The organism is Leptolyngbya sp. 7M, assembly GCF_018128485.1.
In genome coordinates this window covers 6,371,294-6,391,806 of record NZ_CP070897.1, presented here as the reverse complement: position 1 = coordinate 6,391,806, position 20,513 = coordinate 6,371,294, and the positions used below count along the sequence as shown (strand labels likewise).

Below are 20,513 nucleotides of genomic sequence, written 5' to 3'. Positions count from 1 at the left end.
AAAGCTGCTTAAACAAAGCTACCAAAGCCCTTCTTTGTACGGAATCCCCGCTTTCTGACTTGTATTCTGGGACAAGAAGAACAGTCAACCTCTTGTCGAATGTTTAAGAAAACATAAAAGAATTGCGCTGGTCTCAGTAACTCCAAGGGGCGACGGCATTCGGGTCAAAATTACGGGAACGGAGGCACCGCCTACGGCAGAGGTGAGGGCAGAGGCACAGGGTTTAGTGCTGAGTGTAGTTCCGGGAAATGAAGCTGCCGGAACAGAGGACAATGCGATTCAGGTGGTTGTAACCGGAGAACAGGATGAGGGATACAACCCGTCGAGGGCAACCCCCGCAACCCGAACGGACACCCCCTTACGCGATATCCCGCAATCAATCCAGGTTGTCCCACGGCAGGTGATTGAAGATCAGCAGGCGCAAGATATTGATGAAATTGTGCGAAATGTTAGTGGGGTGAACCTATCCAATTCGGCGGGAGGGATTGCTGAAATCTTTAATATCCGGGGATTTGAAGGCACCGTCCTGCGAGATGGTTTTAGAAGAGGTGTTCCTTTTGAACTGTTGGACACCACCAACATTGAGCGGGTTGAAGTACTCAAAGGTCCCTCATCGGTTTTATTTGGACAACTTGAGCCAGGTGGAGTGATCAACGTCATCACATTAGAACCCTTGGCAGATCCCTTTTATTCGGTTCAGTTCCAAGCTGGCAACTACGAATTTTATCGTCCCTCGCTCGATTTTTCTGGGCCTTTAAATGACGATCGCAGCCTATGCTATCGTTTGAGTGCTTCTTACTTGAGTTCAGGCAGTTTTAGAGACTTTACCAATATTGAACGGTACTTTGTTGCCCCCGTATTGGCTTGGGATATTAGCGACAATACCCGAATCTTGCTCAATGCAGAGTTCTTAGATGATACGAGACCCCGCGATCGAGGGTTAGTTGCCATTGGTACAGAGGTAGCCGATATTCCAATTAGCCGACGGTTGGGAGAACCATTTGATGAAGACAATTTTGAACAGTGGCGAGCCGGATTGCGGTTTGAGCATGACTTCAATGAAGATTGGTCGATTCGGAGTGCTTTTCAACTCACTTCCCGAAATACAGACTCTTTAACGACTGAAACCTATAGCCTGGATGAAGCAACAGGAGAGGGAAGCGATCGGTTTTTTAGACAGCAACTTGGGAGACTTGAAGAGTCCTACGCCTTGCAGACTGATCTAACAGGCCGTTTTACAACTTGGGGAATTGCACACGATGTTCTATTTGGAGTGGAGCTTTCTCGGGTTACCTCCCGCATTCCCGATTTCTTTCAGCGGGATGGCTCCAGAGCAACTCGAATCCCTCGCTACCCGTGAACTGCGGATCGAGAAATATAAGCAGTTGACCTGGGGACCCAAGCTCGAGTCCTACTTCCTCAGCCGCAAAGACAAGCTAGACAAGGTCATCTATTCCTTGATTCGAACGCAAGATACCGGCATTGCTCAAGAGCTTTATTTCCGCATTTTGGAAGGAGAGCAGAGTTTTGCTGAACTAGCCCGCACCTATTCCCAAGGGCCAGAAGCCCAGACCGATGGGTTAATCGGCCCTGTAGAACTGAGCGTTCCCCATCCCACTTTGGCCCAGATTCTTACCCTTAGCCAGCCAGGGCAATTGACACCTCCCACTCGTGTCGGAGAATGGTTAGTTTTAGTTCGGTTAGAAAAATTTATTCCAGCCCAGCTTGACGACTCGATGCGACGCCGCTTATTAAATGAATGCTTCAATAATTGGCTACAAGAGCAACTGAATCAGATCAGTGCATTTACCGTCTCTCAAACCACCAATGGCAGCGAGCCGGCCCCACCTGTTGAATCTACTGCAATTGATTCTGCCGTTACCCCCACAGCACCATGACCTATACCAAATCTAGTGTTCAAGAATTTTTGGCAACCGTCGATCCGTTTGATCAGCTCGCTCCTGACGCCTTAGAACGGGTTACAGAACAATTTCAACTGCTGCGCTACCGCATTGGGCAAGCTGTGTTGGTGCGGGATCGATTGCCGAACCAAGTTTCGATTCTGTATCAAGGGCAAATTCGGTTGTTGGGATATGATCCCCGCACTCAGAAGCCAGTAACGCTTGCTTTGCTGCAACCTGGAGAAATTCTAGGCTGGATCGGCCTGATTCGAGGCATCCCTTGCGAAACGGCGATTGCCTCCCGTGAAAGCATCTGTTTGACAGTCGCGGCAACGGATTTTCTAGAGTTGCTGAAACGGGAACCTCGACTGGACCAGGCGTTTCGGAACCGCTGCTCCCTGATCGAGATCTACGACCTGTTGGGAACCGAACTCCACCGTCAGGCTAACGGTAGCGCCGACCTGAAGGAATTAGCGCTAATAGCCGAATCCCAAGCTGTGGTTTGTAACTTACCCCCTGGCCGAACTCCTACCAACCAGCTAGAACCCGATCGGATCTGGCTCGTCAGCGGTGGCGGCTCGATTAGCAACTTTTCAGCCGGTAGCCGCCTCAATGTCAGGGATGGCGAGGGTACAAATTTCGCCTTGTTCTCAGAACATGCTACTGCCGTAGAACTTTGCTTGTTCGATCAAGCAGGGCAGGAAACGCGGCTCCCTTTAACCGAGGTGAGTAACTTTGTCTGGCACGGCTATGTGCCCTCGATTGGCCCAGGGCAGCGTTACGGATTTCGAGTGCATGGCCCGTTTGAGCCGCATGCTGGCCATCGATTTAATCCCCACAAGCTGCTGCTCGACCCCTATGCCAAAGCGGTAGAAGGCGATATCAAATTTGGGCCAGAAATTTTCAGCTACTGGTGGGACCACCCCGATCAGGATCTGTCGTTTTCGGATCAGGACGATGCCGAGCTGGTGCCCAAAGCAATTGTGGTTGATGACTGGTTTGACTGGGAAGACGACACCCTGCTGCAAACCCCTCGCCATGAAACGGTTATTTACGAGACCCATGTGAAGGGCTTCACCCAGCTCCATCCCGATATTCCGTCTCACCTGCGCGGCACCTACGCCGGACTAGCCCACCCCGCCGCTATTGCTCACCTCCAATCCTTGGGCATCACTGCCGTCGAGCTAATGCCCGTGCACCATTTCCTCGCCTATCCAGGCCATTTAGTGGATCGGGGACTGCGCAACTACTGGGGCTACGATTCCGTTTGCTATCTAGCGCCCTATTCCGGCTACAGCGCCAGCGGCACCCTGGGCGAGCAGGTGATTGAATTCAAGCAAATGGTGAAAGATCTGCACAAAGCCGGCATCGAGGTCATTCTAGACGTGGTTTACAACCATACTGGCGAGGGCAATCACCTAGGGCCAACCCTATCACTGCGCGGCATCGACAACGCCGCCTATTATCGCCTGGTCGAAGACCAGCCACGCTACTACATGGACTTCACCGGCTGCGGCAACTCGCTGAATGTGCGCCATCCGCAGGTGCTGAAGTTAATCATGGACAGCTTGCGCTACTGGGTGCTGGAAATGCATGTAGACGGCTTCCGGTTTGATCTGGCCTCGGCGCTGGCTCGCGAGCTGTATGCGGTAGATCGACTAGCGGCCTTTTTTGACATCATTCATCAAGATCCGGTGCTGGCTGATGTGAAACTGATTGCCGAACCCTGGGATGTGGGCGAAGGCGGCTATCAGGTGGGCGAATTTCCGCTGCTGTGGTCCGAGTGGAACGGCAAATACCGCGATACAGTTCGAGACTCGAAGCTTGCAGGGAGCTCGACTCGATTTCCCAATGAAGCTCGGGAGGTTTTTGAACAGGTTTCCGCTGCGGCCGAGCGGAACGATGCTCGTACTGCCCAAACGCAGATATCTTTTCTAAGGAATGTATTGCTACGTGAGCCGTGGTTTCGCGAAGCGATCGCCGAGTTCAAGCCGTCCGATACAGCAGTTGGGCGTCTTATATACAAGCCGCTGCGTCTTAAGACGCAGGAAACCAAGGCTGCCGAACCTGACCGAGAACTTTCATTCATTACAGAAAAACGCTCAAACGATGAAGTATTTTTTTCATTCCCTCTTTATCTAAATGGCGATGAGCCGCCGATCTTGGCGATCGCCGGGAGGAATGGGTTGAAGATCGGGGAAATACCGTTAGAGGTTGAGCCGGAGTTTCCCAGGCAGATCGCTGTGTTAGATCTTGATTACGATTTCCGCAATGATCTTGCCATTGCGACCAGGAATGGCTTTAGATTATTTACACAAAGCGAGCCGGGGAAATTTGCTGACGCGACGACAGCAACAAAGCTTGATCCGGAGATCTTGCGCGGAAAATACACCGGTGTTTGGACAATAGACATAGAGCATGACGGCGACCTTGATCTCGTATTGGCCCGCGAAGACGGATCATTCATCGGGTTGCAGAACAACTCGGATGGAACGTTTAGGGCGCTCTCACTGTTTTCGGATGCGCGAAAGCCAGCAGATCTGATCTATGCCGACATCGATGAGGATGGCGATGCGGATGCGATCGTTCTTACTACAGACGGAAAAGTTCAGGTTTTTTCAAATGAACGCGGAGGGAAATTCGTTCAGCGAAATATGCCCAATGTCTCCGGCCTAAAGGCATTTGCAGTCGGAGATATAACAGGAGACAGCAAGCTGGATATAGTTGCAGTTGGCGATGCGATCTACCGTATTACCGATGTCGGCGCGGGATTCGATTGGGAGGTCGCTTCATTTGATGAAATGTCAGACGAGGTAAAGTGTACGGCAGAGTCGAGCGGTTCTGATGATTGCTCCATCTTCATTGCGGATATCGATAATAACGGATCGAATGACATTGTGTTCAGCAGCGCGGGAAGAGTTCGGCTCCTTTCGGCGGTAGGCGGGGACAAATATGAGTTTCTCGGAGGGCCGATCAGAGGACGTGTGAACGGAATTGCCGATATGAACGGCGACGGGATGGGGGTGAGGGTCGTGCTCCGATTGGTCGCCCGGGACCAGTTACCCCCTGGGGTAAGCCTGCACTTGGCGCTAAGACTCGCAAGAAGCGGAAGCAAAGCAATGCGTTAATCGTTCGTCGTCGTCGTCGTACCTCGAAGCGGGGCCGGGGCGGAAGAGAGTCGTAGGGCTAGTTAAAAACACGAGTCAGAACACATGAAGGATGCAAGGTTGAACAGAGGTTTGGTACCATGTCGCGCTCACTGAAAAAAGGTCCATTTGTTGCCGATCACCTACTCAGCAAGGTAGAAGCACTCAATGCCAAAGGGGAAAAGCAAGTGATCAAAACTTGGTCACGCGCGTCCACGATTTTGCCTCAGATGATTGGACATACCATCGCCGTACACAATGGACGCCAGCATGTGCCCGTCTACGTGACCGAACAGATGGTGGGCCACAAGCTGGGTGAGTTTGCTCCAACCCGCACCTTTAGAGGTCACGCTAAGAGTGATAAAAAAGCTCGTCGCTAGAAAAGGAAGTAATTGGCGATAGGCGAATCGCTGAAGGAGAAGATTATGGCTGTTGCTGCTGGAGAAGAAGTTAAAGCGGTTGCTCGATATATTCGCATGTCGCCGTTTAAGGTGCGGCGGGTTTTGGATCAAATTCGGGGACGTTCCTACCGGGAAGCTCTAATTATTCTGGAGTTTATGCCCTATCGAGCCTGCGATCCGGTCCTGAAGGTATTGCGTTCGGCGGTGGCCAATGCAGAGCACAATCAGGGATATGAACCCACCGATCTGGTGATCACCCAAGCCTTTGCCGATCAAGGCCCGGTGCTGAAGCGTTTCCGGCCTCGTGCTCAGGGACGGGCTTACCAAATCCGCAAACCGACTTGTCACATCACAATTGCGGTTGCACCGAGTGGGGAAGAAGATTAAAAGTTCTAATTTTTGATAGAGGACGTACCGTGGGACAGAAGATTCATCCAGTTGGTTTTCGACTCGGCATTACCCAAGAGCACAAGTCTCGCTGGTTTGCTGATTCCGATCGCTATCCCAAACTGCTGCAAGAAGACTACACTATCCGCAACTTTCTCGAAACCAATCCCTACAAGCTGAAAAGCCTTGATAGCCCAGGAATCGCCAAGATTCGCATCGAGCGTAAGGCCGATCAGATTGATCTGGAGATCCATACCTCTCGCCCTGGTGTAGTGGTAGGTCGCGATCGCCCAAAAAATCCAGGCTGAGGTTCCGGAGTTGTTCACTGACTTGGGGCGACTGCAAGGCTTGATTCAGGTCGGTTTCCGTCAGCACCAGCCGCACTCCTGCATTCAAGGGCCGTTCCAGTTCCAGTTCACCCTGCCGCAGTCTGCCTGGATCGACCTGGATAGCATCTGTTTCTATCTCCAGCACCGCAATCCGAATTCCTGCCTCTGGATAAACACCCCGCGCTGCCAGCCACACTCGATCCACGGTCCCTTGAGCCAATTGATAGTTGGGCGTATTATCCACGCGAACAGCCAGCGTTTCCACAGCTTCCAACTGATCACGAATCGCATCTTCTGCCACCCGCTCCACCACAAACCCAAGCGGCGAAACAATTCCTAGCAATCCCGACAGGACAATCGTAAAAAATTCCATCAAATTTACGGTTCCGCTGATCAGACATGATTCATTAATAACTAACCACAATCGGGGGAGGGAAGACAAATGGCAGGATTTAGCGAGCTACAGCGCTTGGGAAAAGCCTTGATGCTGCCGATTGCCGTGTTGCCAGCAGCGGGGTTGCTGTTGCGCTTGGGCGCACCCGATGTGTTAGATATTCCGGTCATGACCAAAGCGGGCGGAGCCGTGTTCGACAATTTGGCGGCCATTTTTGCAGCGGGGATTGCGGTTGGCTTTTCCAAGGATGCGGCAGGAGCAGCAGGGCTAGCGGGCTTGGTGGGTTACTATGTGATGACAACGGGGATGAAAGCCATCAACGCCGATATCAACATGGGCGTATTAGCCGGTATTATCACAGGCGTTACGGCTGGTTTACTCTACAACCGCTTTTATAGAATCAAACTGCCCGACTATCTGGGGTTCTTCGGCGGTAAACGGTTTGTGCCAATTATCACGGGCGGTGTTTGCTTTTTGCTAGCGGTACTGTTTGGCTTTATCTGGCCGCCAATCCAGGCGGTGATTGAGGCGATCGGCAACTGGATTGTTACGTCCGGTTCAATTGGCGCATTTGTTTACGGCACACTGAACCGACTGCTGATTCCGCTGGGGCTACACCACATTCTCAACAGTCTGGTCTGGTTTGTATTCGGCTCCTATCCCAAACCGGACGGCACAATTGCCACCGGCGACCTGAACCGTTTCTTTGCCGGCGATCCAACAGCGGGCACCTTCATGGCCGGGTTCTATCCGGTGATGATGTACGGCTAAACTGTGAAATAGTAGACCTACTAGTCCAGCACAGTGGTTCAGTTGAGCAACTTTGTCCCTTCTATATGGGCTGGGCTGGATTGGGTTGGGCGGAGCAAATTGCAGAACGAGAGATCTGGATGCAGGAAGGCTGGGATTGGCTGGACTATCCGAAATCGGGACAGGTGTTGGCAATTGACCCATCCGATGAAGATTATCCCAATTGGGTCGAAGTGCAGATCGAGTTTACCTCACCAGATGGCAGCATCCACGGCACTTACGAAGCCCGAATTGAAGCTAAGGGTACCGTTACAACGATGTGGGCATCCGGCAAGAATCAACCTCTCTGGGAGGTGAAGCAGTACCGACTTACTCACCTGATCAAACGATTTTAAACAATCAAAATTCCGTCTACACGCCAAAAAACTCCCGCTAGGAGCCAAAATCACCTTTTAAGCCGGCAGAATTTAAGCTAAGCTACTGGTGGTCTTATGCTTCTCATTCAATCATGCCAATCATTGATCGAACTAACTCTTCTAAATCATCTGGAACTCGATACAAGGCGATATCTTGAGTGATTCGTTTTTGTGTTCTATCTAAAATACTGAAACGCCATGCATCGCCAATTGTTACAGCACCATACAGAATATCCTGGCCTTTTGCCTCGACTAGGGCAATCATCTCAACCGCCAATTGGATGAATCCTCTCGTTAAGTCATCATTCTTGTAAAATCGAACGCGGTTGAGTCATGACAGTATTACCTGGATGATAGAAGAGAGGATGTGGGATGAACATTCCCTTCAAACGCTACGGGGAACTGCTTGGACACTATCTTAAACCCCAACAAAGTCGTGTCGCTGGGCTGGCGATTGCCCTATTAGGCAGCATCGGTTTACAGATTTTCAACCCACAGCTATTGGGCTATTTTATTGATACCACGATGGCCGGTGGCCCTCCTCAGGCCCTGCTAACCGCAGCTCTGCTGTTTCTGGGAGTCGCCTTACTGAGCCAACTCCTTAGTATCATTGCGACCTATTTCGGTGAAACGGTCGCCTGGACCGCCACAAATGCCCTGCGGGCCGATCTGGTTAGCCATTGTCTTCAGCTTGATTTAACCTTCCACAAAGCCCACACGCCCGGAGAGTTACTGGAACGAATCGATGGCGATGTGAATGTGCTGGCCCGCTTCTTTTCCCAGCTCGTGATTCAGGTTACATGAGTTTGGGCGGCTACGGCTGGATCCGCAGCGTCGGTTGGCATTGGGTGAATATTGATCGCTGGAATCGGCACATGATTTAACCAAGTGGCTCGCGCCATACCTTCGTTACTGTCGGGATGGTCGGGCGGCACATAGCGCTCATCGCCCCAAAACACATGGATTTGGTCCCAGGGTAGATCTTGCTGAGCCATCGCTTCATACAGAGGCTTGGGGGTGCTGCCGCCCGATAGGGCAAGCGTAAATCGACCGCGCTCAGCAATAGCGGCATGCAGCTTCTCCAGAATCAGCTCTAGACAGCGCTGAATTAACGCCGGTTTGTCTGCTAGTACCTCAACTCGCTTAGTCATGCTCTACCTCATGCTATCCGTATCACTCTACTCAACTTCGATAGGTCGTCTCAAAATCGATCAGGATCACTTAAGATTGCAAGATCGCCAAACGTTCGTTGAGTAAAGTTGAGTAAAACTACAAGCTGGTTTCGCACTTTTGAACCGTCCCGTAGCCCAAATTGCTATTAGTTGTCGCCATGTGCTCTCCAGGACGCTGTTGCATTTCGCTGACCAAGGGGCACTCTATAGCTTGAATCTGGTTTGAATCTGTTGACTGTTGGACTCAGGTTTGAATCAATTTGACCAATTTTTTTGGATCGACTTGCATCAACCGATTTGCTCGCAGCGATTCTATGCCGCGCTAGTTTTATACCCATCGGCCCGCATGATCAAGGGACCAGCATCGTGTTTAATAAAGCCTGAGACCTGTTTAACCTGCCCCTGATTCAGGCTGTACGAGCTTGATTCAGGCTCGGCTCAAGCGAATTAATCAGAATAGGCAATTTATTACGCCAGTTTAATCAAGTTCAGAAGTCAAGTTCGGATTTATTCTTGCCATGACCTCCAAGAAAGTATCAAGCAGCCGTTCCGTTCCGTCGCTAGTCGCTCTGATCCTCAAGACTGCTGGCGTGGTGATTACATTGGCTGCCCTGTTGGACATGTTCATCCTGCCGTTACCCTATCAATTTCTGGATCGGTCGTGGCAGATTAGCTTTGTCACGGCATGGGTTGAGCGGGGGATTGTGCCGCTGGTTGGGATTGTGCTGTTCCTGATTGGCTTCGCGGTTGAAGGTGGCTTAGAAAAAGAAAAGAAATCCCTTTGGCAAGATCCTCGCTTTTGGGCCTATGTTCTAGCGAGTTTACTGGGCCCCTGCGTGGGGGCGAAGCCCCCACACCCCCTTGTTCACAACCTATTTATGAACGCTGTATTCACTGTGGGCTGCTAGTCATACCTCAAGTAAGAACCACAAAGGATTCCCCCTCCGCCTCCGGTACCTTCCCTTAGCACGGAGAGGATGGATGGGGGCCGAATCTATAGCCTGACTTTAGAAGAATTGATATTAGTCTTTAACTGGGTTGAATGATGTCTTGATGCTGAAATGCAAAATTGAAATTCAAGCGCGGTTGATGCATTGATTCAATGTTATGTTGATAGGAAAATGATAGTCATAACAACGTGCAGCGATTCACCGTAACTCAATGCATTTCCTGACTGGTGTATTCACTTTAAGCAACTTGATCAATAGCCGGCATTACCCAGATGGGTACTTATCCGTCTCGTTTGCAAGTAAACATAGGGCGACATTAAAAACTTATAAATCCGCTGCCTATTGCTTCGCCAGCCACAGGCGGTTTTCTACTTCGGTTGGGTCTGCCCGATCTTCGTAGGCCACACTCAGCTTGTAGCCGCGCCGTGTCAGGATTTTTTGCAGTTGCTCGGATGGATTGAGCAGATAAACCGGATCGTAACCCGGCGCAATTTTCAGCTTTCTTGGTTCGGTAGCCACTAATTGCAGCTTCACATCCGGCTCTAGCCACGCACTAAAGGCCAGCGTATCCGTCACTGGACCATCGCTAACTACAAGCGGGTTTGCTGCCTGATTGATCAGCTCAGCAACCGGGGGATAGTAGCTGCTGCGGGGTACACTTTTATTCCACCAAACGACGGCTTGGGAACTGGCCATACAGGCCGCTAATCCTCCGGCCACTAACACCACCATAAACACGCGCCAAAGCTGCTGCCGCCAGTTTTTTGCCCACACCGCCTGCGTCGCAAATACATAGGCATAGGCGATCTGAATTCCGAAAAAGCAGGGAAACAGATAGCGAATCCGCAGCGAACGCCGCCCGCCCAAAATCAAATCTGGTACAGCTAACACCGTAAACGTAACGCCAATCAACAGCAGCACAAACAGCCAAGCTCGCTTGGGCGCAGAACGACAAAATACATAAAGCGCGATCAGCGTAATAATAACCAGCAGAATATTAGCTCCACCCAACTCGCGACTGAAAAACGCCAAATTGAGATTGAGAAACCAGCGATCGAAAATATAGCTAGAAGAATAACCATGAAAGTGAAAGGTCGCCGGAAGAAGTCATCGGTGTAGAGTCACAAGTAGAACCACAAACAGCAGGGTAAAATTTGGAGAACTTTCCCAGGTTGACTTGAGATCGATCCAGCCGACAGACCAGCCAAGGCAAGTCAACGTTGCGCTAACCTAAATATTCCGATTCATTCCCACCGGAAGCGGGAGCCAGCCAAATTGCTGAGATTGTAAATCACAATCAGCGAAGCAGGTTGCGCCATCCAAACCGATCCAACCGATCCACATTAATCATTCCACTCTCCCTTGGGAGGAACAGGAGGATTTCGGCGCATCGTGCGCGTCAAATCATCATCTCGGCGACTGCCACCCAGCCATTGCCGCACTGCGACTTCAATTACCTTACTGGGATCGCTTGTTAGATGACTAATTTGCTCTAGCAACTCTGCGTCAATTTGGATCGAGACGCTAACTTTGCCAGACAGGGGTTTAGAGTCAACACTAGGGTCATTCATACAGGATTAGGATGATTCAAAATTGGGGTTTTACCAGCAAATCACTGACAGTAAAGTATGGAGCAAAGTATGGAGCTATTGTAGAGCGGGCGTAGGATCTGTCGTAGGCAACATGACCGGACTATGGCTGAGAGATAAGGTCGTTCTAACTTTCATGCTGTAAATTTACTAGCAATAAGTACTAGACTAGAGCAAACTGTCGATCGAAGCCGTAAGCATAAATGCTGAGCGGGTAAGCTGCGACCAAGCTGCAACCCAATTGCAACCAAGCGCCAGAGCCTAAACAGGCCAGTAGAGCTAACTCAACTAGAGCCAACTCAGGCCACTCAACGCTTCACTCAGCGCCTTCAATTAATCAAGCAGATCCGACGCCTTGAGAACACCGAGACAGACTGAACCTCTGCAATCCATTAAACCCTATTCAACCCCAAATCGCTTTAATTGCTGTCACTTCGGCTAGATGGGTTTGATTGTGTGTAGAGGGCAAAATGCCTCAACCGCTTGCCCAACCGCCCTGAGAGAGTCTTTGTTCCATCCGCAGAGGGAAGGGAAGGATTACAATGTTTTAAGCAAGCATTGATGCTATCTGTTATCCCCAGCGATCCCCGGTATAAGTCAGGTCTGATGCTGTGGGGTTGAATCTACCTACTCTGCTTCCCCTTACGTTGAGGTTTATGACGGACGCACCTGTCTCTCGAATTCGCAACTTTTCGATAGTTGTGGTTCCCACGCTGGAAAATCCAGGAATTAGTCAGGCGATCGCACGCGGTCCAGTGGCTCACTACGAGATTATCAAAGAGCTAGGTGAGAATGGTGGCGGTTTCTTTGGAATTAATTCTGCCCATCCATTGGAAAACCCAAACGGACTAACCAATTTAATCCAGCTCATTGCCATCCTTTCGATTCCCTCATCTCTGATCACCACCTATGGCATCTTTGCCAATAATCTCAAACAATCTATTTTTCACAATTGTCTTCGCAAACTTTGCCGAAGCGGTTGCGGAAGGACGAGGGAAGGCCCAAGCCGATGCGCTCCGCTCAACCCGAACCGACACGATTGCCAAGAAAATTCTGCCCAATGGCTCGATTCAAGAAATCAACTCTACTGAACTGCGTCGCGGCGATCAGGTAAGAGTGGTTGCCGGAGATATGATTCCCGCGGATGGTGAAGTGATTAGCGGACTGGGTTCGGTCGATGAATCGGCCATCACTGGAGAATCGGCTCCGGTTCTGAAACAACCAGGAACGGATATTGCCAGTTCAGTTACGGGTGGAACTCGCTTGCTGTCCGATGAATTAACAATTAGAATTACAGCCGATCCAGGACAGGGGTTTATCGACCGCATGATTGCCTTGGTCGAAGGGGCAGAACGCACCAAAACTCCCAACGAAATTGCCCTAACGGTACTGCTGGCCGGCCGTACTGACGCTGGTGTTTCTAATTGTGGTAGCCAATATTCCACCGCTGGCTAACTACATTGCTGGCTTTTTAACGGAAACCATTGGCGCACAAGCCGGAGCGGATCTGAGAAACGGAGCCAGCGTTGCCATTATGATCTCGCTGCTAGTCGCACTGATTCCCACCACAATTGGAGGATTGCTGAGCGCCATCGGCATCGCTGGAATGGATCGGGTGGCTCAGTTCAATGTAGTTGCCACCTCTGGACGGGCTGTAGAAGCCTGTGGCGACATCAATACACTGGTTCTGGATAAGACCGGCACGATTACGTTGGGCAACCGCTTAGCGGCTGAATTTATCCCGGTCAACGGCCATACCCTGGAAGAAGTAGCTCAGGCGGCGCTGAATGCTAGCGTGTTTGATGAAACGCCGGAAGGTCGCTCGATTGTGACCTTGGCAGAGCGATCGGGTGCGAAGCCGAGTTTCGATCTCAATCTGGCTGAAGGCGTCGAATTTTCTGCAAGTTCTTTCGCCAAGAGCGAAGGCGTTAGATGATGTGATATCAGGGCGAGATCGCCGAGGCGATCGGGAAATGCACATTCGATCAAAAGTGCATCAAGTCGTTCAAGTCCATTTACAATTTCCCAGAAACCGTCCATCTCTGCCGTATCGCCGGAAATGACGGCAACCGACCGCCCATCCGAAAAAGCAAACCCGTTCGACGGAACTTTATGGTTAACAGGTATCGGACGGAAGGTTAAGTGTGCGACATGATGTTCATGACCGTTCCCGAGCGGAACATATTCCATCACCGGCCCACGTTCATTATTTAGCTCTGAAAATCTCGGATAAACAGACCAATTAAAAATGTCACGTTCGAGTATTTCGATAACCTCCGGCATCGCGTGAACCCTGACTGGCGTTTCTAGAATTGAGAACAGATCGTCAATGAACAATGGAAGTCCGGCGATGTGATCAAGATGTGCGTGCGTTAGGACTATGTCTCTAAGACCGGCTCGAATAGCTTCGTCTGCCGCATTAGCAAGGCTGCCCGCATCGATAGCAACGGTCGAATCTACAACAAAACACGTCGAATGCTGCCGTGGGGACGCGGTCCCATCCGCTTCGAACGAACTTGGCAGCAAACGGAGCTTCATCTCGATCTCCTCTGGATATAAGCAATGGACGTATCAACGAGCGCAAGTTTGCGCACGCCCGCCATCAATAGAATAGGTAACGCCGGTGATCCATTCTGCCTTTTCGGAGGCGAGGAAATAGACCAATTCGGCGACTTCTTCCGCCTGCCCCGCCCGGCCAAGCGGATGTGTATCCCGCGCGTGCTCGATGAATGCCGCGTAATCCTCATCGCTCATACCGCCGCGCTTATGCAGGTTTGTAACGACCACGCCCGGATTGACGGCATTTACCCGAATTCCCTTTGAACCCAGTTCGAGCGCCGCACAGCGCGTCAATTGATCAACAGCAGCCTTTGAGACGCAGTACGCGAGAACTCCCGGAAATGAGCGAAGCCCGGTAACACTCGAAACATTAATTATTGAGCCGCCGGTCTGCTCAAGATGGGGCACGCATTTCTGCATCAGACGAAAGACGGATGTCAGATTTATGTCCAACATCTTGTTCCATTCGTCCATCGTGGTCGTTTCAATATTCCCTGACTTGATAACTCCCGCAGAGTTGACAAGAGCGTCAATTCGGCCGAAGGTCCGATAAAACAAGCGTTTTCCAGGCGAAAGACTGAGCAAGGTCTCCACCGTGGTTTGGCAAGATTGCTCAACATTCACCCAAGCATAAGCATACAAACCGACATAAAAATGGCTATGTCGCAAGGAAGCAGCAGCGGCATCTTTTGACCTAGCAATGTACTTGTCAAGCTGGAGTTGACGCAGCTTTTTGCCCTCAAAACTAGCTGCTCCATACGCTAAAGTCATCAGCAACAGTAAGCCCATCAATCGCTCGCCCTTCAAGCCAGTATCCTCCAACTGATAGCCGCCACTTTTGCAATCTCGAAACATCTGTTCAATCCCCATTCTCTGACGATAGGCACTCATGGCTTGCCCAAAACTGTCCAGGTTGGTCAACACAAACCACCCTTCTTTGGCACGGCGCTTTCGGTAGGGTCTGCGCCAATAAGCTGCTAAGTTCCAGTCGCCAAATCCATGCGTTTTCGTAACTTTAATGCCTTCAAAATAAAGCGATAGTCCAGGGGCTAATCCTAAATTATTTAATTGCACCCAAACCCCATCAGTTGTTTGAATGTACTCATTGCAACGCAATCGCAAAGCACAGTAGACTCCTTGCTGCTTCAGCCATCGAGCCAATTTTGCCGAACAAAACTCTCGGTCGCCTAACACCACCACATCGTAAGCTTTCAATTCAATCAAGACCTTCAAAAGCAGCGATTTTTGTTGTTTGAAATTACTGCTGCCTAGATGAGGCAGGAGCACCCAGTATAAGGGGATGGCTCGTCCATCTTTAATCCAGCTTACCGTCAACAAATTGATAGCTTTCCACTGCGTTCGGTCAAGGGCAAGATAAATTCGTTGCCGCTGTGGAGTTGACTCAGCGAGCCACTGTTGCCAAATGGAAAACCACAGGGTTTCCAGTTTTAATTGCGGCAGATCCAAAAAGCGTTGCAGTTTGCGGCGTCGGCTCTCAGCCAGAATCGGCAGGGGCAATTTGGCAGCAAGGGATTCGAGTTTGACCGTTCGCAGACTTTGTAATAGCTGAACAAGCAGGGACAATAATAGGAATTGCGCCAGACTCAATTGCGCTTTGAGATGAATTTGATAGAATTGCGGCATCTTTTTAAGATTAGGGGTCGGCTGCATTAGCCTTGACCCTTTTTTTCTACCTCATCTGCCTGTACTTCCGATAGCAGCTACCTTTGTACCCTGTTGTCACCCTTCCAGGCGGTGTTTGGGCTGGTCAGTCGTGGTAAATCGGCGGTCATCAATGCCTTGTTGGGGCAAAAGATCTTGCAAACTGGGCCGTTGCATGGTGTCACCCAATATCCCCGCTCGGTGTATTGGTCGGCGGCAAAAGGGCAGGTACAGATTGAGCTAATTGACACTCCCGGACTCGATGAAGTGGGTGGCGAGAGTCGGGCGAGCATGGCGCGAGAAGTAGCAGAACAGGCTGATCTAATTCTGTTTGTGGTAGCTGGAGACATCACTCGCACAGAGTATCAGGCATTGAGCCAACTGCAAACCGCTCGTAAACCGCTGATTCTGGTATTTAACAAAATTGACCTCTATCCAGATCAGGACCGCCAGAGCATTTACCGCAAATTAGAAATGCTGTTTGCTGCCGATCGGCTTTCGTCTGAGCGCCCGCTGCTGGCTCCTGAGGATATTGTGTTGGTAGCTGCCGAACCAGCCCCAATGGAAGTGCGAGTTGAATGGGAAGATGGCCGCGTCACGCATGAGTGGGAAGCGCCACCCCCGCAGATTGATGAATTAAAGCAAAAATTATTAGAGATTTTGAATCGAGAAGGCAAATCGCTGTTGGCCCTAAACGCCCTACGGCAAGCGCGTGAAACCGAGGCCAATTTGGCTCGTAAAACCTTGAAGCTCCATCGAGCCGAAGCAGAAAACCTGATCTGGCAATTTGCTAAATGGAAAGCCATTGCAGTCGCCGCCAATCCGATTGCCGGACTTGATCTACTAGGCGGTGCCGTTACCGATTTGGTGCTAATTCGGGAACTGGCGAAACTCTACGGATTACCCATCACCAACCACGAAGCCGGTAAACTGCTGCGGTCAATTTTGTGGAGTTCGGGAAGTTTGCTCGTAGGTGAAGTCGGAAGTGGCTTGCTGTTTGGGGCAGGCAAGAGCGCGGCAGCCGTAGCTACAGCATTTGACAGCTTTTCTGGCATCATGGCCTACAGCAGTGCGGCGGTGGCTCAAGCCAGCTTAGCGGGCTATGGCTCCTATCGAGTGGGTAAGGCCACGCAGGTCTATCTCGAGCAGGGCTGTACCTGGGGACCCCAAGGCGCGGATACCGTGATTCAAGAAATTTTGCAACAGGTCGATGCTAAGACTGTAATCCACCGATTGCGGCGTGAGTTAGAGGGCCAGTAGTTTGGGTGGATGGGTGGATGGGTGGATGGGTGGATGCAATTAATCATGTTAGAACTATCACAAAGCACCTGTCATTCGTTATTCATGGGGAACTACTCTTTGTGATAAATGACAGCTATATGCACTTTAGGTTGCGATTGCCATAAGCTTAAAATTACCCAAGTGTGCCGTTATCACAATCGCAAGTGTGTCGTTATCACAGTCGCTATCTTCCTCTAATTTGCGTCTATGTGTCTGCTTCGGTATATCGACTGAGCAGAAGCGTGGTATGAGATAGGAAGTTGAGCTTTACTTTAACTGGACTCTAGAAATTTCCTACCTCTTCAAAATTTGCAAATCCGATTTGCATACTGCTCCGTACTGAATACAAGTAACTTATTTACTCATAGGCAGCCCTGTGGATTGAAGCAGGCTTAGTTGCAGTTTGTCCATTCTAATCATCAAGTGGAATAGTCAGATGGAAAAGCGTTCCTATGTCTTTATTGATCGCCAAGTCCGTGATTACCAATATCTGTTGCAGCACGTCAAACCGGGCAGCCAAGTGGTGCTATTGGACCCAGACCGGGACGGTGTAATTCAAATTAGCGAAGCGTTGCAGAACCGCCGCGATGTTGCGGAAATTCACTTGGTTAGCCACGGTAGTCCCGACTGTTTGTACTTAGGCAATACTCAGCTGAATTCAACCAACCTGAAGCACTATGCAGCCAACCTCCAACAATGGGGCAAAGCTACTGACCGCCCTGAGATTTTAATCTATGGTTGCCGTGTCGCAGAGCGGGGTCGGACCCGGTTCTTGCAAATGCTGCGTAGTTTAACTGGAGCTAGTATTGCGGCCTCTAGTCGGACGGTGGGACAAGGTTGGTGGAAGCTGGATCAACATTTGGGGAACATAACGGCGGCGTTAGCGTTTACAGCTGAAGCGCAACAGAATTATGCTGGTACCTTTAGCGTTAGTTATGCTCTGCGCAACAATACGCTAGTTGCTTTTGATACCTCTAACCCTGGAGCAGCTCAATCGCCACTGGCTATCACGGGACTAGCAGCAGAACAAACGCTAGTTGGTATCGATTTCCGTCCACAAAATGGCAAACTTTATGGACTTGCCAGAGATACAGCCGGAAATGTCCAATTGTATGCCATTAGTACACAAACTGGAGTCGCAACTGCTGTCGGCACAGCCGGGAGCTTCACGATTAACGGTAGTCCTGCACCCATTACAGGAACTAACTTCGGCTTTGACTTCAATAGACAGCGAGCATCTCGGCGCTGCAATCAGCCGTTAGCTTGATTGAATTTGGTTTGACCTTGAACTTGGCCTAAACGCGACTAGGACTAGGATGCCGTTTTTTCCAGCAGAATGGTTACGGGTCCGTCATTCTCGATCGAGACTTGCATCATGGCACCAAACTGACCAGTCTCGACTTTTAGACCACTCTGACGCAGCCTTGCCACAAATTCTTCGTAACGTTTTTCAGCAATGCGCGGAGCTGCTGCTCGATCAAACGATGGCCGCCGGCCTTTGCGGCAATCTCCATATAAGGTGAACTGGCTGATCACAAGCAGCTCACCCTGGATTTCCTGAACTGAATAATCGAAGCGGTCGCCTTCAGCACTAGGAAACAGCCTCAACTCCAGGCATTTTTTGGCCATCCAGTCTAATTCTGCATCCGTGTCGGTCTCAGCAATTCCGACCAACAAATTCAAGCCTCGTCCAATTTTGCCAATCACTTTGCCGCCAACCGTAACTTGAGAAGCAGTGACTCGCTGGATCACGACACGCATAGCCAAGATTCGCCTTAAAATTTCAACTCTTCATTATCAGCAGATCAGGGGTTTAATCAAGAACCCGATGACCCACTGAGATGGGCGAGCTGGCATTTGGTGCAAAGGCCAAAGAATTCTAATGTGTGGTAAAAAATTTTGAACTGATAGGACTGGTGCAACTGCGCTTCTAAGTCATGCACTGGGCATTTATCGATGGGGATCGAAGTGCCGCACTGAAGGCAGGTGAGGTGATGACGATCTTCCTGCATAGTGCTGTAGAGAGACTCACCATTAGCAAGGGTCCGCACCTGCACTGCCCCTTCTAGCTTCAGCGCCTCAAGCGAGCGATAAACCGTAGCCAACCCCATACTTTCATTGCGGTTGCGCAGTTCCATATAAATATCTTGGGCCGAAATAGCACGGTCCAATCGTTTGAGTAAGTTGAGGATTCGATCCTGACTACGAGTCCGTTGGGATTTCATACAGTAACCTGCTGGCTGCTGGGCATGGGGATCGTTGGCAAGCCGGTGATCAGAAGTTATCTCAGCCTGATGCCGTGGGATGGTGCCACGTGGCTCACGATTCGCTTGCTTCCATCATAGAATGAGGTCTATAACGTTCAGCCTAGTCAGCCTAAATTACCGTGACCCAAACCTATCAAGCTCGGATTTATGTCACCCTGCGCAATTGGCTGATTGCGAAACTCACCAATTGAGCTAAACTGCCCCGACTTCAGATTAATCCATGTATTTTGCTGCTGGTTGCGAGCATTCACGGTATCTATGCCGCTCGTGTCGTAAATGGTTTCAATAAATGGTTTATCAGATCTCCATTGGTAAACGGGGTCGCCCTGGCCCGTTTCGTTGTTCTTTCCATAAAGCTGCTGAATCGCTGGGATATCATACAGCATCGGAGTATGAGGTTGGTAATCCGCTGGTAAAGTCGGGTGATTGTTGTAGGCCATCACCGTATATTGCACTGTTTGTTTGGCTAGCGGTAGCGTGGCTTCCAGATCAAAGGGATGGCTGAGTCCGAGCGCGTGACCGATTTCGTGCAAAATTGTAGAAAATCCATAGGATCCCGGCAGAGGTTTGCGGTTGGAAGCATTTACATGGTTCAACCATGTATCTCCTCTCCTCAGAGGGCCTGCGTCTGGGAAGTAGGCCCAACCGAGTATACCTGGTTCTTTGGCCGTACCAAAGCGAAGCTGAACCGAGTTGTCATCGGGAACGGCCTTAAATGTGATGCCTGAGACTTTTTCCCATGCTCGCAGCGCCAATCGTACCCCTTGTCTTTGCACCTGGGTCATTGGCCTAAAGTTACTGGTTGTATCGTCCCACAGTCCTTTGCGATTTGGTTTGTAGTAGGACGGTAATTTCTCCATAAAGCTATAGGTTAAGGTGATCGGCTGGCCTAAGCGATGGGGCTGCCACCTGTACCGTCCTTGCTGAGCTAATGATTCTGCTTGATATTGCGGAACAGGATCAAGAATACCAGCGGTAGTTTTTAATGTATATGCTCCTATTGCTTGTGGGTTCTCGCTGGTAACGCGTAGAAGATAATCTACTCCTGGTTTCACAGTGAACGTAAGTTGGGCTGCTTCCGGGCCTGTTTGAAACTGAAGCAAGCGACTCAGATTGTCAGCTCTGCGTAGTTCTAGTTCGGGACTAAACTGCTGTGACTCCAGCGTGATGGTAACTTTCTGTCCAGCTTTCGCGCCCGTTAGCAGAATATCGTCGTAGTAGTAGCTATTTTCTGGCTCTAACGGATCAGTATAGGGGTAAAGCAAGTCATCAGACTGTAAAGCACCCTGAACAGAATTCGTACTCATAT

At 50.4% G+C, this 20,513-nt stretch carries 21 protein-coding genes and 4 pseudogenes; 15 read left to right on the top strand and 10 right to left on the bottom strand.

The window, feature by feature from the left end; translation table 11 throughout:
* Nucleotides 1-202 precede the first annotated feature (202 nt).
* From JVX88_RS34195 to JVX88_RS34160, 7 genes and pseudogenes are all read left to right on the top strand, one after another.
* Complete coding sequence (locus tag JVX88_RS34195) at nucleotides 203-1,360, top strand: TonB-dependent siderophore receptor (RefSeq protein ID WP_211623224.1); 1,158 nt, start codon at nucleotides 203-205, stop codon at nucleotides 1,358-1,360.
* Nucleotides 1,323-1,898 carry a peptidylprolyl isomerase gene (locus JVX88_RS34190; protein ID WP_263975389.1) on the top strand — a complete coding sequence of 192 codons (576 nt, stop codon included), beginning with the start codon at nucleotides 1,323-1,325 and terminating at the stop codon, nucleotides 1,896-1,898. Before JVX88_RS34195 ends, JVX88_RS34190 begins: the two co-directional genes overlap by 38 nt.
* Nucleotides 1,895-4,615: pseudogene (glgX, locus tag JVX88_RS39965) on the top strand (glycogen debranching protein GlgX); the annotation flags it as partial. The gene JVX88_RS34190 and the pseudogene glgX, both read left to right, overlap by 4 nt.
* A 305-nt stretch (nucleotides 4,616-4,920) precedes the next feature.
* Nucleotides 4,921-5,085 (top strand): annotated as a pseudogene (gene rplB, locus JVX88_RS43585) (50S ribosomal protein L2); the annotation flags it as partial.
* A gap of 63 nt (nucleotides 5,086-5,148) precedes the next feature.
* Nucleotides 5,149-5,427 (top strand): 30S ribosomal protein S19, encoded by a 279-nt coding sequence (rpsS, locus tag JVX88_RS34170; protein ID WP_036002416.1) that lies wholly within the window; start codon nucleotides 5,149-5,151, stop codon nucleotides 5,425-5,427.
* Nucleotides 5,428-5,472: 45 nt separating this feature from the next.
* Nucleotides 5,473-5,835, top strand: a complete 363-nt coding sequence (rplV, locus tag JVX88_RS34165) for a 50S ribosomal protein L22 (RefSeq protein ID WP_211623214.1) — start codon at nucleotides 5,473-5,475, stop codon at nucleotides 5,833-5,835.
* A 29-nt stretch (nucleotides 5,836-5,864) separates the two neighbouring features.
* Nucleotides 5,865-6,080 (top strand): annotated as a pseudogene (locus tag JVX88_RS34160) (30S ribosomal protein S3); the annotation flags it as partial.
* On the opposite strand, the gene JVX88_RS44730 reads toward JVX88_RS34160, so the two are convergent.
* Complete coding sequence (locus tag JVX88_RS44730) at nucleotides 5,977-6,537, bottom strand: DUF2993 domain-containing protein (RefSeq protein WP_410503743.1); 561 nt, start codon at nucleotides 6,535-6,537, stop codon at nucleotides 5,977-5,979. The pseudogene JVX88_RS34160 and the gene JVX88_RS44730 overlap by 104 nt on opposite strands.
* A gap of 69 nt (nucleotides 6,538-6,606) precedes the next feature.
* Between JVX88_RS44730 and JVX88_RS34155 the strand changes: the two genes are divergently transcribed.
* Together JVX88_RS34155 and JVX88_RS34150 are read left to right on the top strand one after the other, a co-directional pair.
* The gene (locus JVX88_RS34155) at nucleotides 6,607-7,329 is read left to right on the top strand and encodes a PTS transporter subunit EIIC (protein WP_211623201.1); all 723 of its coding nucleotides are present in this window, start codon (nucleotides 6,607-6,609) and stop codon (nucleotides 7,327-7,329) included.
* 65 nt (nucleotides 7,330-7,394) lie between these two features.
* The gene (locus JVX88_RS34150; protein ID WP_211623199.1) at nucleotides 7,395-7,703 is read left to right on the top strand and encodes a hypothetical protein; all 309 of its coding nucleotides are present in this window, start codon (nucleotides 7,395-7,397) and stop codon (nucleotides 7,701-7,703) included.
* Between the two features lie 103 nt (nucleotides 7,704-7,806).
* On the opposite strand, the gene JVX88_RS34145 is transcribed toward JVX88_RS34150, so the two are convergent.
* The gene (locus JVX88_RS34145; protein WP_211623197.1) at nucleotides 7,807-8,001 is read right to left on the bottom strand and encodes a hypothetical protein; all 195 of its coding nucleotides are present in this window, start codon (nucleotides 7,999-8,001) and stop codon (nucleotides 7,807-7,809) included.
* A 95-nt stretch (nucleotides 8,002-8,096) separates the two neighbouring features.
* Here JVX88_RS34145 and JVX88_RS34140 point away from each other — a divergent pair, with 95 nt between their 5' ends.
* Nucleotides 8,097-8,528 (top strand): ABC transporter ATP-binding protein, encoded by a 432-nt coding sequence (locus JVX88_RS34140; RefSeq protein ID WP_211623195.1) that lies wholly within the window; start codon nucleotides 8,097-8,099, stop codon nucleotides 8,526-8,528.
* Here the strand turns inward: JVX88_RS34140 and pgl are convergent.
* Nucleotides 8,516-8,875 carry a 6-phosphogluconolactonase gene (pgl, locus tag JVX88_RS34135; protein ID WP_211623186.1) on the bottom strand — a complete coding sequence of 120 codons (360 nt, stop codon included), beginning with the start codon at nucleotides 8,873-8,875 and terminating at the stop codon, nucleotides 8,516-8,518. The two genes, JVX88_RS34140 and pgl, sit on opposite strands and share 13 nt — an antisense overlap.
* Before the next feature lie 539 nt (nucleotides 8,876-9,414).
* Between pgl and JVX88_RS34130 the strand changes: the two genes are divergently transcribed.
* A complete protein-coding gene (locus JVX88_RS34130) occupies nucleotides 9,415-9,804 on the top strand; it encodes an HpsJ family protein (RefSeq protein WP_211623184.1) in 390 nt (129 codons plus the stop codon).
* A 381-nt stretch (nucleotides 9,805-10,185) separates the two neighbouring features.
* Here JVX88_RS34130 and JVX88_RS34125 read toward each other — a convergent pair whose 3' ends face one another.
* Entirely contained in the window at nucleotides 10,186-10,878 is a 693-nt protein-coding gene (locus tag JVX88_RS34125) for a hypothetical protein (RefSeq protein WP_211623182.1), read from the bottom strand.
* 311 nt (nucleotides 10,879-11,189) lie between these two features.
* The gene (locus JVX88_RS34120) at nucleotides 11,190-11,417 is read right to left on the bottom strand and encodes a hypothetical protein (protein ID WP_035997790.1); all 228 of its coding nucleotides are present in this window, start codon (nucleotides 11,415-11,417) and stop codon (nucleotides 11,190-11,192) included.
* A gap of 674 nt (nucleotides 11,418-12,091) precedes the next feature.
* On the opposite strand from JVX88_RS34120, the pseudogene JVX88_RS39955 reads away from it, so the two are divergent.
* Both JVX88_RS39955 and JVX88_RS43580 read left to right on the top strand, forming a co-directional pair.
* Nucleotides 12,092-12,319: pseudogene (locus JVX88_RS39955) on the top strand (potassium-transporting ATPase subunit KdpA); the annotation flags it as partial.
* A 25-nt stretch (nucleotides 12,320-12,344) separates the two neighbouring features.
* Nucleotides 12,345-12,890 carry a hypothetical protein gene (locus tag JVX88_RS43580; protein WP_263975388.1) on the top strand — a complete coding sequence of 182 codons (546 nt, stop codon included), beginning with the start codon at nucleotides 12,345-12,347 and terminating at the stop codon, nucleotides 12,888-12,890.
* 318 nt (nucleotides 12,891-13,208) lie between these two features.
* Here the strand turns inward: JVX88_RS43580 and JVX88_RS39950 are convergent, their stop codons facing one another.
* Nucleotides 13,209-13,973 carry an MBL fold metallo-hydrolase gene (locus JVX88_RS39950; RefSeq protein ID WP_263975387.1) on the bottom strand — a complete coding sequence of 255 codons (765 nt, stop codon included), beginning with the start codon at nucleotides 13,971-13,973 and terminating at the stop codon, nucleotides 13,209-13,211.
* Between the two features lie 33 nt (nucleotides 13,974-14,006).
* Nucleotides 14,007-15,638: an IS4 family transposase gene (locus JVX88_RS34110; RefSeq protein WP_211623179.1), complete on the bottom strand. Its 1,632-nt coding sequence runs from the start codon at nucleotides 15,636-15,638 to the stop codon at nucleotides 14,007-14,009.
* A 93-nt stretch (nucleotides 15,639-15,731) separates the two neighbouring features.
* On the opposite strand from JVX88_RS34110, the gene JVX88_RS34105 reads away from it, so the two are divergent.
* Nucleotides 15,732-16,916, top strand: coding sequence for a GTP-binding protein (locus JVX88_RS34105; protein ID WP_225931276.1), 1,185 nt, complete (start codon nucleotides 15,732-15,734; stop codon nucleotides 16,914-16,916).
* A gap of 457 nt (nucleotides 16,917-17,373) precedes the next feature.
* On the top strand, nucleotides 17,374-18,204 hold the full coding sequence (locus JVX88_RS34100; protein ID WP_211623177.1) for a DUF4347 domain-containing protein: 831 nt from the start codon (nucleotides 17,374-17,376) through the stop codon (nucleotides 18,202-18,204).
* A 44-nt stretch (nucleotides 18,205-18,248) separates the two neighbouring features.
* Here the strand turns inward: JVX88_RS34100 and dtd are convergent, their stop codons facing one another.
* From dtd to JVX88_RS34085, 3 genes are all read right to left on the bottom strand, one after another.
* Nucleotides 18,249-18,698, bottom strand: coding sequence for a D-aminoacyl-tRNA deacylase (gene dtd / locus JVX88_RS34095; protein ID WP_211623175.1), 450 nt, complete (start codon nucleotides 18,696-18,698; stop codon nucleotides 18,249-18,251).
* 56 nt (nucleotides 18,699-18,754) lie between these two features.
* Nucleotides 18,755-19,162, bottom strand: coding sequence for a Fur family transcriptional regulator (locus JVX88_RS34090; protein WP_036005916.1), 408 nt, complete (start codon nucleotides 19,160-19,162; stop codon nucleotides 18,755-18,757).
* Between the two features lie 146 nt (nucleotides 19,163-19,308).
* Nucleotides 19,309-20,511 carry a M10 family metallopeptidase gene (locus JVX88_RS34085; protein WP_211623165.1) on the bottom strand — a complete coding sequence of 401 codons (1,203 nt, stop codon included), beginning with the start codon at nucleotides 20,509-20,511 and terminating at the stop codon, nucleotides 19,309-19,311.
* Nucleotides 20,512-20,513: the final 2 nt, after the last annotated feature.